At 38.0% G+C, this 17,545-nt stretch carries 22 protein-coding genes; 19 read left to right on the top strand and 3 right to left on the bottom strand.

Going from position 1 to position 17,545, the window contains the following annotated elements; all coding sequences use genetic code 11:
* Positions 1-10 precede the first annotated feature (10 nt).
* The 19 genes from PCY11_RS01390 to PCY11_RS01300 all read left to right on the top strand — a co-directional run bounded on the left by PCY11_RS01390 (position 11) and on the right by PCY11_RS01300 (position 15,192).
* A complete protein-coding gene (locus tag PCY11_RS01390) occupies positions 11-448 on the top strand; it encodes a hypothetical protein (protein ID WP_024054822.1) in 438 nt (145 codons plus the stop codon).
* An 18-nt stretch (positions 449-466) separates the two neighbouring features.
* A complete protein-coding gene (locus tag PCY11_RS01385) occupies positions 467-907 on the top strand; it encodes a GNAT family N-acetyltransferase (RefSeq protein WP_049483189.1) in 441 nt (146 codons plus the stop codon).
* Between the two features lie 186 nt (positions 908-1,093).
* Positions 1,094-2,113 carry a DNA/RNA non-specific endonuclease gene (locus tag PCY11_RS01380; RefSeq protein ID WP_301362353.1) on the top strand — a complete coding sequence of 340 codons (1,020 nt, stop codon included), beginning with the start codon at positions 1,094-1,096 and terminating at the stop codon, positions 2,111-2,113.
* 119 nt (positions 2,114-2,232) lie between these two features.
* Positions 2,233-2,409 (top strand): hypothetical protein, encoded by a 177-nt coding sequence (locus PCY11_RS01375; protein WP_003017298.1) that lies wholly within the window; start codon positions 2,233-2,235, stop codon positions 2,407-2,409.
* Positions 2,409-3,020 carry a Fic family protein gene (locus PCY11_RS01370; RefSeq protein WP_023023568.1) on the top strand — a complete coding sequence of 204 codons (612 nt, stop codon included), beginning with the start codon at positions 2,409-2,411 and terminating at the stop codon, positions 3,018-3,020. The genes PCY11_RS01375 and PCY11_RS01370 overlap by 1 nt, the downstream gene beginning before the upstream one ends.
* 253 nt (positions 3,021-3,273) lie before the next feature.
* The gene (locus PCY11_RS01365; RefSeq protein ID WP_301362352.1) at positions 3,274-5,022 is read left to right on the top strand and encodes a glycoside hydrolase family 13 protein; all 1,749 of its coding nucleotides are present in this window, start codon (positions 3,274-3,276) and stop codon (positions 5,020-5,022) included.
* 87 nt (positions 5,023-5,109) lie between these two features.
* Complete coding sequence (locus tag PCY11_RS01360) at positions 5,110-5,649, top strand: RDD family protein (protein ID WP_070665958.1); 540 nt, start codon at positions 5,110-5,112, stop codon at positions 5,647-5,649.
* Between the two features lie 59 nt (positions 5,650-5,708).
* Positions 5,709-5,894 carry a hypothetical protein gene (locus tag PCY11_RS01355; RefSeq protein ID WP_254742082.1) on the top strand — a complete coding sequence of 62 codons (186 nt, stop codon included), beginning with the start codon at positions 5,709-5,711 and terminating at the stop codon, positions 5,892-5,894.
* Positions 5,895-6,042: 148 nt separating this feature from the next.
* Positions 6,043-6,630 carry an Ltp family lipoprotein gene (locus PCY11_RS01350; protein WP_254742079.1) on the top strand — a complete coding sequence of 196 codons (588 nt, stop codon included), beginning with the start codon at positions 6,043-6,045 and terminating at the stop codon, positions 6,628-6,630.
* Positions 6,618-6,953 carry a hypothetical protein gene (locus tag PCY11_RS01345; protein ID WP_003006842.1) on the top strand — a complete coding sequence of 112 codons (336 nt, stop codon included), beginning with the start codon at positions 6,618-6,620 and terminating at the stop codon, positions 6,951-6,953. The genes PCY11_RS01350 and PCY11_RS01345 overlap by 13 nt, the downstream gene beginning before the upstream one ends.
* Before the next feature lie 150 nt (positions 6,954-7,103).
* Positions 7,104-7,415: a hypothetical protein gene (locus tag PCY11_RS01340; protein ID WP_003003574.1), complete on the top strand. Its 312-nt coding sequence runs from the start codon at positions 7,104-7,106 to the stop codon at positions 7,413-7,415.
* A 201-nt stretch (positions 7,416-7,616) separates the two neighbouring features.
* Positions 7,617-8,390, top strand: coding sequence for an Ltp family lipoprotein (locus tag PCY11_RS01335; RefSeq protein WP_049472823.1), 774 nt, complete (start codon positions 7,617-7,619; stop codon positions 8,388-8,390).
* Positions 8,391-8,591: 201 nt separating this feature from the next.
* Positions 8,592-9,479 carry a DUF4300 family protein gene (locus tag PCY11_RS01330; protein WP_070465775.1) on the top strand — a complete coding sequence of 296 codons (888 nt, stop codon included), beginning with the start codon at positions 8,592-8,594 and terminating at the stop codon, positions 9,477-9,479.
* A gap of 3 nt (positions 9,480-9,482) precedes the next feature.
* Positions 9,483-9,902 (top strand): hypothetical protein, encoded by a 420-nt coding sequence (locus PCY11_RS01325; RefSeq protein ID WP_070465779.1) that lies wholly within the window; start codon positions 9,483-9,485, stop codon positions 9,900-9,902.
* An 18-nt stretch (positions 9,903-9,920) separates the two neighbouring features.
* Positions 9,921-10,676, top strand: coding sequence for a CPBP family intramembrane glutamic endopeptidase (locus PCY11_RS01320; RefSeq protein WP_301362351.1), 756 nt, complete (start codon positions 9,921-9,923; stop codon positions 10,674-10,676).
* Complete coding sequence (locus tag PCY11_RS01315) at positions 10,673-11,428, top strand: CPBP family intramembrane glutamic endopeptidase (RefSeq protein ID WP_070465785.1); 756 nt, start codon at positions 10,673-10,675, stop codon at positions 11,426-11,428. Before PCY11_RS01320 ends, PCY11_RS01315 begins: the two co-directional genes overlap by 4 nt.
* Positions 11,429-11,585: 157 nt before the next feature.
* Positions 11,586-12,257: an ankyrin repeat domain-containing protein gene (locus PCY11_RS01310; RefSeq protein ID WP_214255232.1), complete on the top strand. Its 672-nt coding sequence runs from the start codon at positions 11,586-11,588 to the stop codon at positions 12,255-12,257.
* A gap of 187 nt (positions 12,258-12,444) precedes the next feature.
* Entirely contained in the window at positions 12,445-13,953 is a 1,509-nt protein-coding gene (gene glpK, locus PCY11_RS01305; protein WP_301362350.1) for a glycerol kinase GlpK, read from the top strand.
* 474 nt (positions 13,954-14,427) lie between these two features.
* Positions 14,428-15,192, top strand: coding sequence for a (S)-acetoin forming diacetyl reductase (locus tag PCY11_RS01300; protein ID WP_049472783.1), 765 nt, complete (start codon positions 14,428-14,430; stop codon positions 15,190-15,192).
* Between the two features lie 323 nt (positions 15,193-15,515).
* Here PCY11_RS01300 and PCY11_RS01295 read toward each other — a convergent pair whose 3' ends face one another.
* The 3 genes from PCY11_RS01295 to mobV all read right to left on the bottom strand — a co-directional run bounded on the left by PCY11_RS01295 (position 15,516) and on the right by mobV (position 17,465).
* Positions 15,516-15,695, bottom strand: a complete 180-nt coding sequence (locus tag PCY11_RS01295; protein WP_205011920.1) for a hypothetical protein — start codon at positions 15,693-15,695, stop codon at positions 15,516-15,518.
* Positions 15,696-15,826: 131 nt separating this feature from the next.
* Complete coding sequence (locus tag PCY11_RS01290; protein WP_301362349.1) at positions 15,827-16,273, bottom strand: hypothetical protein; 447 nt, start codon at positions 16,271-16,273, stop codon at positions 15,827-15,829.
* Positions 16,274-16,283: 10 nt separating this feature from the next.
* Positions 16,284-17,465 (bottom strand): MobV family relaxase, encoded by a 1,182-nt coding sequence (gene mobV / locus PCY11_RS01285; RefSeq protein WP_301362348.1) that lies wholly within the window; start codon positions 17,463-17,465, stop codon positions 16,284-16,286.
* Positions 17,466-17,545 lie beyond the last annotated feature (80 nt).

Here is a 17,545-nt window from a genome sequence, read left to right as displayed (position 1 = left end):
CGGAACCTCCATGTTAAAATCGAATAAGCTGATTATTTTTTTAATTTCTCTCCCCTTTCTGATGGTTATTGTTTTCTATTCTCTTAGTGAGCATCCTGGATATAGTGATGATGGGAATTTCGTCAGAAATCATGAGGCTACTATTAAGGAGGAGATCATCGCACACTTAGCTCAGGAAAAGCAAGACATAAAATCTGTGACGCTCTTACCAAATACTGCTAGAGGAGAGTATGATAATGGTGGTGATGTTAGTGGAAATTACCATATCTATTTTACAGCCTACGTTGATCATAATCGCGAGCGAACGATAAGCGTAGAACTATTCTTCCCAGATGCCAGCATTCCCCCTTTCACCTTGTTTCCTCCCAATCCTTATAAAGACAAGGGCAAAAAGATGTCCAATTGGTTGATTGGGAATATTGAAGTATCGGAAGAAACCTCTAAATAGAAATAAGAATAAGTAATAATGAATAGAATAGTAGATGATCAGATCACTCTTATACCTTATTATAGGAATGATGCCATCTCCCTTCTTTGGTATCAAGATAGTGATGTTTGCAAACAAGTGGATAATACTGATCAGATTTACGATATTACAAAACTTCATAAAATGTATGATTATCTAACTTCACATGGTTCTTGCTTTTATATCCAATATGAGGGAGTGTTAGTTGGAGATGTGACTCTTCAAGATAATTCAGAGCTTTCTATAGTGATCAGCAAAGAGTATCAGAATTTACAGATCGGAAGACGGTGTATTTCTGAAATGATACAGATGGCCAAAGAGAAAGAAATGGTTAGGGTAACTGCTCAAATTTATCCTTTTAATACTCAAAGTCAAAGAATGTTTTTGGCTTTGGGATTTCAGAAAGTAGATGAAGAGTGGTATGAATATAAGTTGATTTAGGAAAGCTGTGTATTCTTTTATGTATTTAAATAATAGTCCGTATTTTATATACTAAAGAATATTAAAGTGAGAATAAACTCATTAAAAACATATAATTGAAATAGGAGAAGAAATTATCTATCTTCTATGTCTGTAACCGTTTTTTCTGCTATAATATCACTAGATAGAAATGTGGGAGTTTCAATCATGGTTACAAAACGGTTTTTGAAAAATGTTATTGTTGCGATTGTCTCGGTTTTTATGTCCTTGGCCATTGTTCAAGGGGCTCAAGCTGAGCAAACGGGCCTCGATTACCAGAGTCTTCATCTACTGCCTTTTAATGGCAGTAAGCAGCTCGTACTGGGAGATTTTGATCATTTGGGTCGTGCGACCTCCGCTCATATTCAGCTGCAGGACAAGGATGAGCCAAAGAAAAAAAGAGAACTACGTCTCAGCTATAATCCGGTTGGCTGGCACAATTATAAGATTGCTTATGGAAACAAGGGAAAGAAGGCCTGGTTGTTCCATAGAGGGCATTTGATAGGCTATCAGTTTAGTGGTCTGACCAATGAAGGGAAAAATCTGGTTCCTCTAACTGCCTGGACCAATACGGGGAATTATAAAGGAACAGCGGATAGTAATGTGGAGGGCATGCTCTACTACGAGAAACGACTCGATAGCTGGCTGGCTACCCACCCAAATTACTGGTTAGACTACAAGGTGACTCCGGTCTATACTGGGGATGAATTAATTCCTCGGCAGGTGACCTTGCAATATGTAGGAATTGATCGAGATGGCAACCTTCTACCAATCAATTTAAGTAGTCCCAAAGAATCTGTAGATGCTTATGGGATCACCACCGTGACCTTGGACAACTACTCTAAGAATGCGACCATTGACTATCTGAAGGGGACTGCCAAGCCATCTTTAGTGCCGACAGAACCAAGTAGCCAACCACAACCAGCCAGCCCTTCTGTAGAGACGCAACCAAGTCAAGCCCCTCAACCGAGTCAAGCAGTAGAACCAGCTCAGCCAGTCCAACCTGTCGAACCTGTAGCACCAACTCGTCAACTGGCTCCAGTAGTATATGTGGCAAGAAATGGGAGTGCGGATGTTTATTGGTATTCTTTAGACAATATGCCTCGCAATACTAATTTTTCTAAGGTTGTTCAGATGTCAGAAGAGCAAGCGCTGAATCTTGGAAAGAGGCATACGAGTAAAGAATGAGTATCAGTTATTTTGATACTGAGAAAGCCCAATTTCTGGGCTTTTTGTGTAGGGTAAGTACTAAATAGGAGAACTAAAATGATTGAAAATATGCTATAATAATAGGACGGAGGTAGAATATGACCTTAGATGTAGATAAAGAAAAAATGATGATTATGGGTGTGATTTTTGATAACAAAAAGGTTTTTAAGAGTGTCTGGTTTGCTCTGAGCACCAATATGATTGAAGGATGGCATCCCACGGTAGAAGACGTGGAGCGACTGAGAGAAGAGGCAGTTGCATTAGGAGTTGGATAATGGTCAGAAAAATATATGATGGGTATGATTATATAGACCCTGATAATTTATACACCTATCCCCATTCATCTGTTCTCATAAATAAATTTAATGAGAAAAATGATAATAAAGCACGAGAATTAGAATATCGTTTAGTAGCAAGCCAAAGTTTAAAACTGTTTATTAATCCAATTGAAGTAAATACTGTTTCAGATATTTTAAAGATTCATAAGTTTCTTTTTGAAGGAATGTATACTTGGGCAGGTCAATACCGTCAAGTAAATATCTCTAAAAGTGGAAATGCTTTTATGCCAGTTCAGTCTTTTGATATGGCAGAAAAATTTTTAAATACCTTGCTTTCAAACTATTTACTTAACGCAAATAATAAAATTGAGATTTGTAAAAGTTTAGCTGAGATATTAGATAATCTAAATTATTTTCACCCATTTCGAGAAGGAAATGGTCGTACTCAACGAGAAGTTATCCGTTCTTTAGCTTTGATGAAAGGGTATGAATGTGAAATTTCAATTGGTTTAGATGATGATATCTATCACTTATATATGGATGGAACAGTTTATGGAGATACTAGTAAGCTCGAACAACTGTTCAATAAACTATTAACAGAAATATAGATCTGTAGTATATTTTAGTAGGAAACAGTATAAAGTGATGCTTATAAGGTAAAGTCATTGCTTCAACAAAAATCTTTAAGCCCAATTGCTGGGCTTTTTGTTTTGCAATACAATTATAAAAAGTGAGTAATCTAAAATGATCTCTCAGAATCTTGCAAACGTTTTTATAAAGTAGTATACTAGAAATAGTTTATGGAATCGTTTGCATAAATTGGTAAATGATGAAAAGAGAGTATAGTAGGAGACGAGACAGATGGAATTAACAGCGATTTATCACAGGCCTGAATCGGAGTACGCCTATCTTTATAAGGACGGCCAGCTTCACATTCGCATCCGGACCAAGAAAGAAGATATCAAACGAATTGTCTTGCACTATGGGGATCCCTTTATTTTTATAGAGGATCTTTATGAGGCAACTAAGGAAATGGACAAGGTGACGACAGACGACCTCTTTGATTATTGGCAAGTGTCGGTATCTGTCCGCCATGCCCGGATCCAGTACCTCTTTGAATTAGAGGACACAGCGGGAGAGAAGGTCTTGTACGGAGATCGGGGTGTGGCAGCCTACAACAAGGAGAACCTGGACTTCGTCATGAACGGTTTTAAGCTTCCCTTTATCCATGAGATTGATGGGTGTGCTGTTCCAGATTGGGTGGCTCAGACGGTTTGGTACCAAATCTTTCCTGAGCGCTTTGCCAATGGGAATCCAGCCATTTCCCCAGAAGGTGTTCGTCCTTGGGATGCCTCTATTGCTCCTCAAGTATTGGATTTCTTTGGTGGTGATTTGCAAGGGATCATCGATCACTTGGACTATTTGCAGGATCTAGGGATTACAGGGCTCTATCTTTGCCCGATTTTTGAATCGCCGAGCAATCACAAGTACGATACCATTGATTATTTTGAAATTGATCGACATTTTGGAGATAAGGAGACCTTCCGCCAGCTAGTGAAAGAGGCCCATGCGCGTGGGATGAAGATCATGCTGGATGCCGTCTTCAACCATATTGGCTATGATTCACCCCAATGGCAGGATGTGGTCATATACGGGGAGGATTCGATTTACAAGGACTGGTTCCATATCAAAGAGTTCCCTGTCTCCTCAGAAAATCTGTGGAATAGTCGCAACTTATCTTACCATGCTTTTGCCTTTGCGGGCTTTATGCCTAAGCTCAATACGGCTAATCCTGAGGTGAAGGCCTATCTCTTGAAGGTGGCGACTTACTGGATTGAAGAGTTTGATATTGATGCTTGGCGACTGGATGTGGCCAATGAGATCGACCATCAATTCTGGCGGGATTTCCGTAAAGCGGTCTTGGCCAAGAAGCCGGATCTCTATATCCTCGGGGAAATCTGGCATTCGTCCCAACCTTGGCTCAAGGGCGATGAGTTCCATGCGGTGATGAACTATCCCCTCTCTGAAAGTATCAAGGATTATTTCCTGCGGGGGCATAAGGAGACGCAACGCTTCATTTGGGAAATCAATAGCCAGTCCATGTATTACAGGCAGCAGATTTCTGAGGTGATGTTTAACCTCTTAGACTCCCATGATACAGAGCGCATCTTGACGACGGCCAAAGGGGATCTTCAGTCTGTCAAGTCTGCTCTCACCTTCCTCTATCTGCAACGGGGTACGCCTTGTATCTATTATGGGACGGAGCTAGCCCTCATCGGCGGCCCAGACCCGGATTGCCGGCGTGTCATGCCTTGGGAGCGCGTGTCAGCAGACAATGACATGCTGAACTTTATGAAGGACTTGATCCAGCTCCGAAAAGAAGTAGCGGGCGTTATCCAGCATGGTAAAGTGAGTCTGAAAGAAGTAGAGCCAGATGTAGTGGCAGTAGAATGGCAGCATGAAGGTCACCTTCTAAAAGCCTACTTTAACCACTCGAAGAAGGACGTTGTCTTAGAAAGAGGACAAGCAAATCTGATCAGTCATGGGAGCATTTCCGATGATCGATTGATCATTCAACCAAATGGATTTGTTATTTATAGAGAAGATTAGGAATGAAGTAGACTGGAATCGAGAGATTGCAGGCTTCTTTTTATAAATGGTTGGTTTATGGTTGTCAGTATAGTATAATAGTAGAAAATGATAAAGGAGGAGACGGTGATGAAGATGTTAGCAATCAATCCTATTTCGTTTAAAAAAAGAATGAAGGAATTTTTATTTGATTATCTTTTCATACTAGCTTATTTAGCGCTTCTGTTTATAGGTTCTATGCTTTTTTACATTATTTTTTTTAATGGTATCCCAGAGTTTACAGAAATTCAGTCGCAGTGTCTTGCATTTTTTACATCTGTTTTGCCAATCACTCTACTTTTTACATTCTTAGATTATACAAATAATGGGAGTTTTGGGAAGGCGAAAGCAGGACTTGAACTGGTCTACCAGAAAAAAACAGTGCAAGCTAGCTTGATTAGAAATGTCATCAAATTTTTACCTTGGCAACTCGGTCATATGGGCACGATACATGGTGTCTATAGTGAGTTTGATGTGTTATCCATTAGCCTCTCTATTTCGGCGACTCTCCTCGCAGTTTTGCTACTGGCAATGACAGTGTTTAGAAAAGATAAGAGGCATCTAGGGGACCTGCTAGCCCATACGCAAGTTCAGCAAAAAGGTGACTAGGATACAGATTGTCTATTCTGTCCTCAATGAAAAAATACACATAGTTAGGAAGTATCTATATGAATGAAAACGTCGAGTTTACGAATCTTTGTATGGTAAGAGATGGCGATAGAGTTCTTGTTATGGATCGTGAGAAAGAGTCTAGGCAAGGAATGACATTGCCTGGTGGTCCTGTCACAAATGTTGAGTCTTTTATGGAACCAACTCATTTTTTAACATCATTAAGAATGAGTTGCTATATTTAAACAGGGATTAATAAAACCGTTATTGAAGGATTCTATAGGAATTGTTTTGAGTGACTGGAGAAGTTAATTCTCCTAGTGTTGATTGACAATATTGTTTTATTAAGCACAAAATAACAAATTAGACTAAAAATAAGTAAAGGTATTCATTATGAAAAAATTTTTGATATTTATTTTTACAATGTTTGGATTGATGTTAGGAATGTTAGCTATGATGTATAATGAATATATTCGAGCTTATGAAGCGGCTCATCATAGATCAAGCTTTCCAGAACCGAAAGAAAATTTACTAGTACCAGTAAGTACAAGGGCATATGCAAAAGCTAAATCTTGGTCAGAGAAATCTCCTTTATCGAAGCAACAAATTAAAATTTATCTTACTAAGTATGGCATGTATTCAGAGTATATTTCCCAGTCCGCTGTCAATAAGCTTAATATAGACTGGAAAGAGCAGGCTGTTTTAAGAGCAAAATCATATCAAAAGTTTCATTATTCAAAAGAAAAGTTAGTTGGGCAACTTGTAGATGTTGATCTATTTACTCCAGAAGAGGCTGACTATGCTATAGAAAAAGTTCATTTCGATTGGAAAGAGGAAGCTGTGAAAGAAGCGGAATCTTCTGCAAACGGTGGCAATATTTCGAAAGAAAGGTTATTAGAAATACTTGTTGAAAATAGAAAATTTACTCAAGAGGAAGCGGAGTACGCAATAGAACATGCTCAAGTAGATTGGTTAAATTAAACAATAATTTTACTATTGATTTGAAGAACTTAAAAGAGGCTGATGAATCTAAAATAGCTACGATAGAAAGTAATGAAAAGTGGCATAATGAAAATAAGGACACAATTTCTATTTATGATCGCTATTTGAACAGTGATGATTACAAAACAAGTCCAATGAAAAATATTCAAGATCAACTGAAAACATTTTTGATGGACCATCACTACTATGAGGTCGCTATTCCGCTGATTAGACAATTTAGTAAGAGTTACGATCATTATTATAAAAAACTAACTGAGGCAAGTGACTATTATTTAAAGCAAAAGGGTGATGCTCCACAGTAAATCGGAAATTAATATCCTTCATAAGATTTTACGATTAAGAGATAGAGTGAGGGATGACTTGCCCTTGCTCTATTTTTCAGTTCCTTTAATTGTACTTTCCTCTACATAGGTGTATAATGTGTCCTTAGATAAACAAATGAGGAGTTTACTATGGAATTAAAAGATTTTACAGAAAAAGAACAGGAACAAATCAAGCAAGGATTGAGCACGGCTGAGCTTTCTGATAAGGAAGCAGCGAAGAAATTACTTGCTCTTGTCCCGCAAGAATGGATCAAACGTATTCCTTTCTTTGTCAGGGGGCATGCGACGACCAAGACAGTTGAGCGTGTAGCCAAGCAATACCCTGAACTCTATGCCGTGGCGAAACGTCAAGGGGACCTTCCTGAAAAAGAAGGAGAAGAGCTCCGCAAGATTATGACAGCTATCTTTGAAGAAAAGATGAACAAACACAAGATTAAATAAGATTTTATAATACTTTGTCATTTTTTATTTCACATAGAATGAGTGATTGCAGTTGAAATGCAGTCACTTTTTTATTTACTAGCCATAGAGACTTTTACACTAGTAAATAAAAATGAACAATATTTCATGATATAATACTAATGAAAGCAGTTCCAGAGGGATGAAAATTTCATTGGAGAGAAACAAGTAAAGGGAGTCATGATGAAAAAGTTTTTGATATTTATTTTTACAATTTTTGGATTATTTGCAGGAATGCTAGCTCTTATAGTAATTGATTATGAAATAAATTATAATAAATGGATAAATTCACGTTCAGGATCACAGTTGACTAATCCTGTACAAAAATACTCTTCTTCAAGTGATGGAAATAAGGATGATTTTGAATCATCAAAACAAGAATACGCTACTTCAAGTTCTAGTACACAGAATTATGATTATAGAAAATACACTTCTTCAAGTGATGAAAATGAGGACGATTTAGAATTATTATTTAATTTGCTTGTGAAAAAACTTTTTCATCCAACTTTAGTAGAAGAAGAATTTAAAAGGGCATATGCAACAGCTAAGCAACTGTCAAAGGATTCTCCTATTTCGAAGCAGGCTATCAAAAATAAAATAAAGATTTATAATTATTCAGAAGGAGCTAACCAGTACGCTATATATAAGCTTAATATGGACTGGAAAGAGCAGGCTGTTTTAGCAGCAAAATCACTTCAAAGGTATCGTTATTCAAAAGAAAAATTAGTTTGGCAACTTATAAATGTTGAACTATTTACTCAAGAAGAGGCTGACTATGCTGTAGAACATGTTAATTTCGATTGGAAGGAGGACGCTGTGAAAGAAGCGGAATCTTATGCAAACGGTCGCAAGATTACGAAAGAAAAGATATTAGAAATACTTGTTGAAAAAAGAAAATTTACTCAAGAAGAAGCTGAGTATGCAATAGAACATGCAAAAATAGATTGGTCGAATTAAACAATAATTTTAATTTTGATTTTTGTAACATATTGAAGAGCTGGACAGTTTGCCAGCTCTTTTTTGCTACTTATAAACTTTTCTCATTTCGTAAAAAATAGTTGGAGCTAACCTAGTTTTAAACTATAATAGAGGAGAAGGATTATCAATATGAAAAATTTATGGTACAAACATTTTAATCAATAGAGAAGGAACCAGTTTATGAAACCATCTAAAAAAATCATGCTCCTTACTAGCTGTGCCTTGGCGCTCTTTGCTTTAGCGGCTTGTGGTAGCAACCAAAAGCAATCCAAGGAAAAGCAGGCAAGTTCCACTGTGCAGAAATCTAGTTCAGATAAGGAGCGCTACAAGGGAAGCTATAGCAACCTCAACAGCAAGGCGAGTGTCGAAGAAGTGCGGGCTCTCTTGTCTGCTTATTTGGATCGGGAAAGTGTAGACAAGTTTCTGGGTCTAGTAACGGACTACGATAGCATTGTCGGCTCGGTCGGCTTGACGGGTGACTTTAGCACCTTCAAGAAAACAGACTACAATGTTGAGAAGATCAGTGACTTGTGGACCAAGAAAAAGGGTGATTTCGTCGGGACCAACTGCCGGATCAATAGCTATACTCTTCTGAAGAATCGCATCGAGATTCCTAAGATGAAAGCGGATAGTGAACTCTTGTTCGTGGACAATGATGCCATTGACAAAGGGAAGATCTTCGATGAGGCAGACAAGGAAGCCTTTAACATTCTGTATTCACGGGTTCCGACAGAGGCGACAACGGATGTCAAGGTCCATGCCAAGAAGATGGAGGAGTATTTTGCTCATTTCAAGTTCAATGAAAATGCGCGCATGCTTTCTGTTATCGTTCATGATAACCTGGATGGAAATACTCTTTTTGTCGGCCATGTCGGCGTTTTAGTTCCTGCAAAGGACGGTTATCTCTTTGTCGAAAAGCTGACCTTTGAAGAACCCTATCAAGCCATCAAGTTTGCGACCAAGGAAGATGTCTACAAATACTTGGAGACCAAGTACCAAGACTACACAGGCGAAGGTCTGGCTAAGCCCTTTATCATGGATAATGAAAAATGGGTTGAGATGAAGTAGAGGATGAAAGACAGCGTGTTAGAATTTAGAAAGATAATGGAGTATGCTCCGATTCTATATGTGCTCATTTTCTTGCTCGTTTTCACTGTTCTCCTTTTCCTGAGAAGAAGGGCAATTGTGAGACGTAGTGGAGGTCCCTTCTTTGCTCCTTTCCATATTAGCTATGGAATCTTCTATATCCATGTCGCTCTGTGTTTCAGTCGTCGCAGGATCCCGCTGAAAGAGATCAAGCAAATCACGTATGCAATTTTTCGTGGACGATCTGGTGGCGGGGCTCGCTATGCTTTCTATATCGAGCTTAGAAACGGAAAGACTATTCCCTTCTTTTTTGGAAAAAGTAAGCGGAATGAAGCTCTGGTTGAGAAGCTCAAACGAAATGCTGGCAGGTATGGGTTTAAGGTAGATAGCACTGGTAATTATTGAAAGAAAAAGGAATCACGAATGAATAGAAAGCAAGCCCTATCTATGTATTTGTTAGGGACCTTTGGTCAAGTATTAGGAGTCAGCCTTCTGGTTTGTTTTTTAAGAGCAGGAGGAGTCAAGGTTGATTTTACATCATCATTTGGGATCATCGCTATTATTGTAGGTGGCTTATCATCTGTTTTTTGGGGGAGTCTTGCAAGCATTAGTTACTATCAATCTAGTTTCAAACAAGTTTTAAAAGATTTTTTTCAAGTCAAAGACAGTTTGGCAAATTATTGCTTGGTGCTCGTTTTCTTGTTGCTTGACTTTTTCCCATTTATCTTAGGTGGTAAGATCACCACTCAATCGTTGGTCTTGCCAGTAGTGCTCTTTTTCAAGGCTCTTCTTTTTGGTGGAGTTGAAGAAATTGGCTGGCGTTATTTCTTTCAACCAACTTTGGAGGAAAGAATACCTTATTTTTCAGCTACTTTGATCACCTTTTTAGCTTGGTCTAGTTGGCATCTACTATACTTTTATATCGACGGTTCTTTAGCTGTCATTCAATTGTTTCCGTTTCTAGTAGGTTTGCTAATTAACTGCTTTATCTTATCGGCCTTGTATCATAAAACGCAAAATTTATGGCTCTGTGTCATAACCCATGCCTGTATCAATTCCTTGTCTCAGATTCTAGTGAATGAAGAGGTATGGCTATCTATCGTCAGTAAAATTCTTATTATTAGTTTAGCAATCTGGATTGCAAGAAAGAAGTATGTAACTGTAAAGGAAGAAAAATGAGCAAATTTATTTCAAAACAATCAGTCGCTATCTGGTATGCATTGACTGCCCTCCTTGCTACTTTTCTAGTAGGTCAAGTTATCCTTTTCTTTTTCCCAGATAGGAGTAGTTTGGGTGCCTCACTACTGTTTATCCTAATGAACTTGATTCCCATGATTGTGGCTGCTGTCTTTTCTCTGGTGTTGAGTGAAGTCAACTCCTTGGGTGAATTTTTCAAAAAGGTCTTTCTTCAAAAAGAAAGTTCCCTATCTTGGATCCTAGCTTTCTTCATCCCCGTCATCTATTATGGGATTTCCATCCTGCTTATGAACGTTCGCTTTACTGGGAACTCCCTCTTGGCCTTCTTCCTTTATTTCCCCTGGACCTTATTATATGGAGGCCTAGAAGAAGTCGGTTGGCGTTGGTTTTTACAAGATCATCTTTCCTTTAGTAAGCACTTTATACCTAAAATGATGGTTCTTTCCATTGTCTGGTTCCTCTGGCATATTCCTATCTATCAACTCCCTTGGATTACAGCTGGCTCGTCCAACTATCTCATCTTTTACCTGATGATTTTAGGGAATACCTTCCTATTTGGAGCGCTCAAGGAGTACTCGAAAGGAGCTGTCCCTTGTATCATCGCTCATATGCTAATTGATAGTCTGGCTGTCCTTATGCTGGTTCAAAGTTCTCTTCCTCAGATTATCCTTCTAGTTATTTTCGAAATCCTAGTAGCCTCTTGGCTAGTGGCTGCACGAAAATCAGAGAAATAGAGTTGTACCTCTTCGGTGGGAGTCTGTCATCTTTACCCTTTAGGACTTAAATGTAGAGTCCATAAAATGCTATAATCAGTTTAACGAAGAACCTAGCGATAGGATCAAAGTATCAACACAGTGTTATTCTTATCTATAATGAGAGAGGGGGAAAACCATGCAAAAAACCTTTCAGTTGTTGCGAAGAGGAGATCTAGAGGGAGTTCGTCAGATATTGGATAAAAAGCCTGAAGAAGTCAATGCTGTTTCGGGTGACAAACCTAAAAGAGATCAGGGACAGTCGCTCCTTCAAGTCGCTATCAAATCGGGACATTTAGATATTGCAGACTTACTCATTGATAGAGGGGCAGATCTTAACTTTATCGAAGAGCCGACAGAGCTGAATCCGTTTTGTCAACCAGTCCTCCAAACAGCGGGTGGTAGAGCTGTATTTGACTGCAGGCGCATGATCAAACGTTGGAATGGCCAATATGAGATGTATTCGTCTAAGGAAAAAGCTGACAAGTCTTTCAAGGTTTTTGAGAAAATGTTGGAACTTGGGGCCGATATCTCTCAGAAGGACAGCCATGGTGGGACTTTGTTGCAAACTATTTTAATTGAAACCAAGGAAGTTCTGCCATCTTATTATTGGAAAACAAAAGAAACAAGCGATAATGTCCTCATAACGGATGAATTACGTCATGATTTAAATCGTATTTATGATCTATTAATTCGTTACGGTGTGACTGCGGATGAAATAGCGGTTTATCAGAAGATTCCCCTCAAAGAGCTTTACCAAGACAGTCCGACCATGGAGTTCTTAAATCGGTTAGATCAAAGTAAATCTTGATAAGTATTTGAACTACTAGTTAAAAGAGCCTCAGGGCTCTTTTTGCTTGGTCTGATAGAGCTGGAAGTACTAGGAAAATGTTAGACCGGATTTTCTTAAATAAATGGATACAAATCCTAGATGAAATAGAGTATACTAGTTGATGAAAGAACAAGATTTTTAAGTATCTAATTTAGGAGGGCAGTTTATGTCTCAAGAAACTTTCATCATGGCGATTGACCAGGGAACCACTAGTTCGCGGGCCATCATTTTTAATAAAAAAGGCGAGCAAGTTAGCTCTAGTCAAAAGGAATTCACTCAGATTTTTCCGCAGGCTGGTTGGGTGGAGCACAATGCCAATCAGATTTGGAACTCGGTTCAGTCTGTGATCGCTGAGGTCTTTATCGAAAGTGGTATCAAGCCCAATCAAATAGAGGCGATCGGCATTACCAATCAGCGAGAAACGACAGTTGTTTGGGATAAGAACACGGGGCTTCCTATTTACAATGCTATTGTCTGGCAATCACGGCAAACTGCTCCACTGGCTGAAGAACTTAAAAACCAAGGCTATGTAGAAACCTTCCACCAAAAGACAGGTCTAGTCATTGATGCCTACTTCTCAGCGACTAAAGTTCGTTGGATTTTGGACCATGTAGAAGGGGCGCAAGAGCGTGCGGAGAAGGGCGAATTGCTCTTTGGAACCATTGATACTTGGCTGGTCTGGAAGCTGACGGATGGAGCTGCCCACGTGACAGACTATTCCAATGCTGCCCGTACCATGCTTTACAATATCAAGGAACTGAAATGGGACGATGAGATTTTGGAAATCCTCAACATTCCTAAAGCCATGCTTCCTGAAGTGCGTTCAAACTCTGAAATCTATGGCAAGACAGCTCCTTTCCATTTCTACGGTGGACAAGTGCCGATTGCAGGGATGGCGGGAGACCAGCAGGCTGCTCTCTTTGGTCAATTAGCCTTTGAACCTGGTATGGTCAAAAATACTTATGGAACTGGATCTTTCATCATTATGAATACGGGTGAGGAGATGCAGTTATCAGAAAATAACCTGCTGACGACGATTGGTTATGGGATCAATGACAAGGTCTACTATGCCCTTGAAGGATCTATCTTTATCGCTGGAAGTGCCATTCAGTGGCTTCGTGACGGTCTGCGTATGATCGACAGTTCACCTGAATCCGAGGCCTATGCTCTGAAGTCTCAGAATGACGATGAAATCTATGTGGTCCCTGCCTTTACGGGTCTTGGGGCACCATATTGGAATCAAGAGGCGCGTGGTTCTGTCTTCGGACTTACCCGGGGAACGTCCAAGGAAGACTTTATCAAAGCAACCCTTCAATCCATTGCCTATCAAGTACGCGATATCATCGACACCATGCAGGTAGATGCCAAGACTCCTATCCCTGTCTTAAAAGTAGACGGAGGGGCAGCGAAAAATGATTACTTAATGCAGTTTCAGGCAGATATTCTTGGGATTGCGATTGCCCGCGCCAAAAACCTGGAAACAACGGCTTTAGGAGCAGCCTTCCTAGCAGGTCTGACCGTAGGCTATTGGAAGGACTTGGAAGAATTAAAATCTCTTCATGGAGCAGCCCAAATCTTTGAACCAAAGATGGATGAAGCTCGCAAAGAGAAATTGTACAAGGGGTGGAAGAAAGCAGTCAAAGCCACTCAAGTATTTGCGGAGACCGATGACTAAAGGGATCAATCAAACGAATAGTTTATGAGAGTGGGACAGAAATCGGTAATTCGTTAGAATTCGATTTCGTCGTCCCACCTCTGCACAGTTGAGTAGGACTGTAAAAGCTGATGAAATCAGCGTAGTAGAGCCCACTCAATCACTGCGTCTTGCTCGACAAACCAAAAATAATTGAGAGGCTGGGACTTTTGTCCCAGCCTCATGTAGCTTATACAGAATAGAACAGTTATCTGTTTGGCTAAAAGCTTTACTCTATTTCACGCTTTCGTTCATTTATCACTAAATAAAAATATCATATAAATAAACTTTTTTTAAAAAATAACAGGCCAGAGTTTGACACTTTTTTCACAAAGGAGTATACTGTTAGCATAGTTTTGTCGGAAATTTATAATAGACCCCATCAAAACTAGTTGTCAACCCTTGCTGTTCTGATAGGAACGTTTGCTGGTATCGTTGATACCAAGGAGGAATCATATGTCTAAAGTAGCTATTGTCACAGGTGCTGGTCAAGGAATCGGTTTTGCAATCGCAAAACGCTTGGTGCAAGATGGCTTTAAGGTTGGAGTATTGGACTACAATGCTGAAACAGCTGAAAAAGCAGTTGCTGAGTTATCGGCTGAAAATGCTTTTGCGGTTGTTGCTGATGTATCTAAAAAAGAAGAAGTGGCTGCAGCTTTCCAAAAGGTTGTTGACCATTTTGGAGATTTGAATGTTGTCGTAAACAATGCAGGTGTTGCGCCAACTACACCACTTGATACAATTACAGAAGAACAATTTACACGTACATTTGCTATTAACGTTGGTGGCGTGATTTGGGGTGCTCAAGCTGCACAAGCTCAATTCAAAGCGCTTGGCCATGGCGGAAAAATCATCAATGCAACTTCACAAGCAGGTGTTGTAGGTAACCCTAACTTGACTGTTTATGGTGGTACTAAATTTGCAGTTCGTGGTATCACACAGACTTTGGCGCGTGACTTGGCGGATTCAGGCATCACTGTCAATGCGTATGCACCAGGTATCGTCAAGACTCCAATGATGTTTGACATTGCCCATGAAGTTGGTAAGAACGCAGGTAAAGATGACGAATGGGGTATGCAAACATTCGCTAAAGATATCACTTTGAAACGTCTTTCTGAACCAGAAGATGTAGCAGCGGCTGTCAGCTTCCTTGCTGGACCTGACTCAAACTACATCACAGGTCAAACCATTATCGTGGATGGTGGGATGCAATTCCATTAAGATGAAAAAAGAGGTTGGGATCAACATCCTAACCTCTTATTTTGTGCGTTCACAATAAAAGAAACGGAGATCAAAAAAACCACTCCCGAAAGGGAAGTGGTTCTGTGTTGGTTCTTATTTGAGACCGTATTTTACAAGGAGCATTTATTATATGATTAAATGCCTATTATATAGCGTATTTTAAAAGGAAGTTTTATCATAATTGTAATTTGTATTACGTTATATATAAGTAATTAGGTACCAAAAAGGTACTTAAATTGTGGTTTCGGAGTTTATAAAATAAAGAAAAAGGATGCTATTTGCATCCTTAAAAGCAATAACATCTATTTTGATGTTTGACTAACACAATGAGGAAAACTGGCTACTTCATAACCGTATTGATCTTTTAGGATCGCTTTAACTTCTTGTCGAGTGAGTTTCCCTGGAAGTATGAATTCTTCAAAATCAGCGATTTTACCATCTTTGCAGAGTCTTACAGTTGCATATGTATGAGTTTTAGTCATCCTATAAACCTCCTTTTTTTTTTATATATTATTAGTATGCCACAAAAAATCGAAAAACTCGAAAAAACTCATAGAATAAGTAAAAATTTATTAGAAAGGTTTTTCAATTCATAATCATTTTCTATTTGCTCTTAGTTTTTAGTTCTTAGTTCTTCGATTTCTGCCCTTATAGATATTTTATGTTTTTCTATCCTTTCTTTAAGGCTTAATCTTTTCTCAGTTAATTCTAAATGATCAACTAGTTCCTTTGTAGTAAATGTATCAAGCAGATAGAATGAAATATTATCACGAAATCTAGTAACATCAGTTACAATTAAGTATAGATCCTTAGTATTATTATCAATATTTTTGATTGCAATTTTTACCCCTAATTGATTGAAAAGGTGATCTTTTAGGTTTGTTATATAGATTTGTTTTGTTAGGAACTGTCTATAAATTAAATTATTTAATAAAATTTGTGGAAGTTCGTTAGCATTGTCAACTCTTAGTTGTTTTGCAATTGAGATTAGTAGTGCGGAAATGTATTTACCAGTGAGTTCTCCGGAGTAAGTTAGTTTAAAACCTTTATTATCTGTCATTTTTTTCTCCTTACATATTTTTATCCATAACCTTATTTATTTGTTGAACAACTGAAACTATTAATTTAATTGGATTTAGTGAATTAACTATGAGTAACTGGCTTTTGAAAAGAGGAGTAGAAGTATGTTTTTTTGCAAATTCCCGCCACCGTTTTGATTTGACACACATTATTCTGAATCTTTCCAGAAGCTTTTTATACTTATTCTGTAAAGCTTGTTGCTTTTTAGTAAGTTCAGAAATGTGTCGATCCTTTGAGATTACAATATTTCTATATTTTTCTCCCTTTGATTTCTCTATTATCATCTCATTTCTTAATTTAAATATATCTTGTTCAAGTTTGGCTACTTTCATTTCCTTGTCCAAATAACTTGATTTAATCTTATTATAGGATTCAGGATCCATTACAATCTGCTCTTTACCAAAGGGGAGTTTTTTCTTTTTTATAGCTAATTCATTATCCCAATTTTGTTGAATCTTATCATTTGATTCTAGTACTTTGCTAAGTTCCCCAAGCTCTCTTTTATTTTTTACGAGTTCGTTTTGTATGTTTGCCAATTCATGTTTAGCATCATTTACTTTTTCTGTTTTTTCTTCTAACTGACTTTGTAAATCTTTATATTCTTTTACTGTAAGGTGTTTAGCAGTGCTACCTTCTTTCCCCCTATGAATATCATATCCATTTTCATTTAAATATTTTGGTAAATCATTTTGAATTTTAAGAAGTTCTTCTCTGTTAAACATCTGTTTAGAAGATAATTTACCCTCTACCATTGGAACTATACCTAAGTGCATATGAGGAGTACTTTCATCCATATGAACACTAGCAAATGCAATATTTTCCTTGCCATATTTCTTTTCAAAAAAATCTTTAGAGGTTTCAAAAAAGCATTTAATTTCTTCATTATCTAATTTTTTGAAAAAAGAACTGTCAGATGTTATGATCCATTCATTGCACAATACCGCATCCTTTCGAATAGATCGACTGCCTACTTTATTTTCATCAATGAAATCAGTGATTTGTTTTTTATACGTTAGTTCTTTGTTACGATCAGTTAGTTCATAATTTAGATGAGTTTTTGAAGGATCAATCTTTTTATTGCTATGATTTTTAAATATACGTTCATTATGATAATAGATACCACCTAAGTTAGAACTCTTTAGCTTTTGCATTCTTGCTACAATTTGGCTCATTTTTTGCTCCTTTTTAAATATCATATAAGTATTTAAATAGATTATATAAATTAAAATAAACAGCTATTTAAGATCAGAAA

The organism is Streptococcus sp. SP8 (genome assembly GCF_030440045.1).
In the GTDB taxonomy this organism is placed as follows: Bacteria; Bacillota; Bacilli; order Lactobacillales; family Streptococcaceae; genus Streptococcus; species Streptococcus parasanguinis_I.
The sequence above is the reverse complement of the archived record's forward strand: the minus strand, read 5'-3'. Positions and strand labels throughout refer to the sequence as shown.

Coding starts and splice junctions, on each gene's coding strand:
- PCY11_RS01295 (WP_205011920.1), bottom strand. CDS start 15,695: ATGACTAAAACTCATACATATGCAACTGTAAGACTCTGCAAAGATGGT.
- glpK (WP_301362350.1), top strand. CDS start 12,445: ATGTCTCAAGAAACTTTCATCATGGCGATTGACCAGGGAACCACTAGT.
- PCY11_RS01320 (WP_301362351.1), top strand. CDS start 9,921: ATGAATAGAAAGCAAGCCCTATCTATGTATTTGTTAGGGACCTTTGGT.
- PCY11_RS01300 (WP_049472783.1), top strand. CDS start 14,428: ATGTCTAAAGTAGCTATTGTCACAGGTGCTGGTCAAGGAATCGGTTTT.
- PCY11_RS01385 (WP_049483189.1), top strand. CDS start 467: ATGAATAGAATAGTAGATGATCAGATCACTCTTATACCTTATTATAGG.
- PCY11_RS01380 (WP_301362353.1), top strand. CDS start 1,094: ATGGTTACAAAACGGTTTTTGAAAAATGTTATTGTTGCGATTGTCTCG.
- PCY11_RS01330 (WP_070465775.1), top strand. CDS start 8,592: ATGAAACCATCTAAAAAAATCATGCTCCTTACTAGCTGTGCCTTGGCG.
- PCY11_RS01370 (WP_023023568.1), top strand. CDS start 2,409: ATGGTCAGAAAAATATATGATGGGTATGATTATATAGACCCTGATAAT.
- PCY11_RS01290 (WP_301362349.1), bottom strand. CDS start 16,273: ATGACAGATAATAAAGGTTTTAAACTAACTTACTCCGGAGAACTCACT.
- PCY11_RS01325 (WP_070465779.1), top strand. CDS start 9,483: ATGAAAGACAGCGTGTTAGAATTTAGAAAGATAATGGAGTATGCTCCG.
- PCY11_RS01335 (WP_049472823.1), top strand. CDS start 7,617: ATGAAAAAGTTTTTGATATTTATTTTTACAATTTTTGGATTATTTGCA.
- PCY11_RS01375 (WP_003017298.1), top strand. CDS start 2,233: ATGACCTTAGATGTAGATAAAGAAAAAATGATGATTATGGGTGTGATT.
- PCY11_RS01355 (WP_254742082.1), top strand. CDS start 5,709: ATGAATGAAAACGTCGAGTTTACGAATCTTTGTATGGTAAGAGATGGC.
- mobV (WP_301362348.1), bottom strand. CDS start 17,465: ATGAGCCAAATTGTAGCAAGAATGCAAAAGCTAAAGAGTTCTAACTTA.
- PCY11_RS01340 (WP_003003574.1), top strand. CDS start 7,104: ATGGAATTAAAAGATTTTACAGAAAAAGAACAGGAACAAATCAAGCAA.
- PCY11_RS01390 (WP_024054822.1), top strand. CDS start 11: ATGTTAAAATCGAATAAGCTGATTATTTTTTTAATTTCTCTCCCCTTT.
- PCY11_RS01315 (WP_070465785.1), top strand. CDS start 10,673: ATGAGCAAATTTATTTCAAAACAATCAGTCGCTATCTGGTATGCATTG.
- PCY11_RS01350 (WP_254742079.1), top strand. CDS start 6,043: ATGAAAAAATTTTTGATATTTATTTTTACAATGTTTGGATTGATGTTA.
- PCY11_RS01360 (WP_070665958.1), top strand. CDS start 5,110: ATGATAAAGGAGGAGACGGTGATGAAGATGTTAGCAATCAATCCTATT.
- PCY11_RS01365 (WP_301362352.1), top strand. CDS start 3,274: ATGGAATTAACAGCGATTTATCACAGGCCTGAATCGGAGTACGCCTAT.
- PCY11_RS01310 (WP_214255232.1), top strand. CDS start 11,586: ATGCAAAAAACCTTTCAGTTGTTGCGAAGAGGAGATCTAGAGGGAGTT.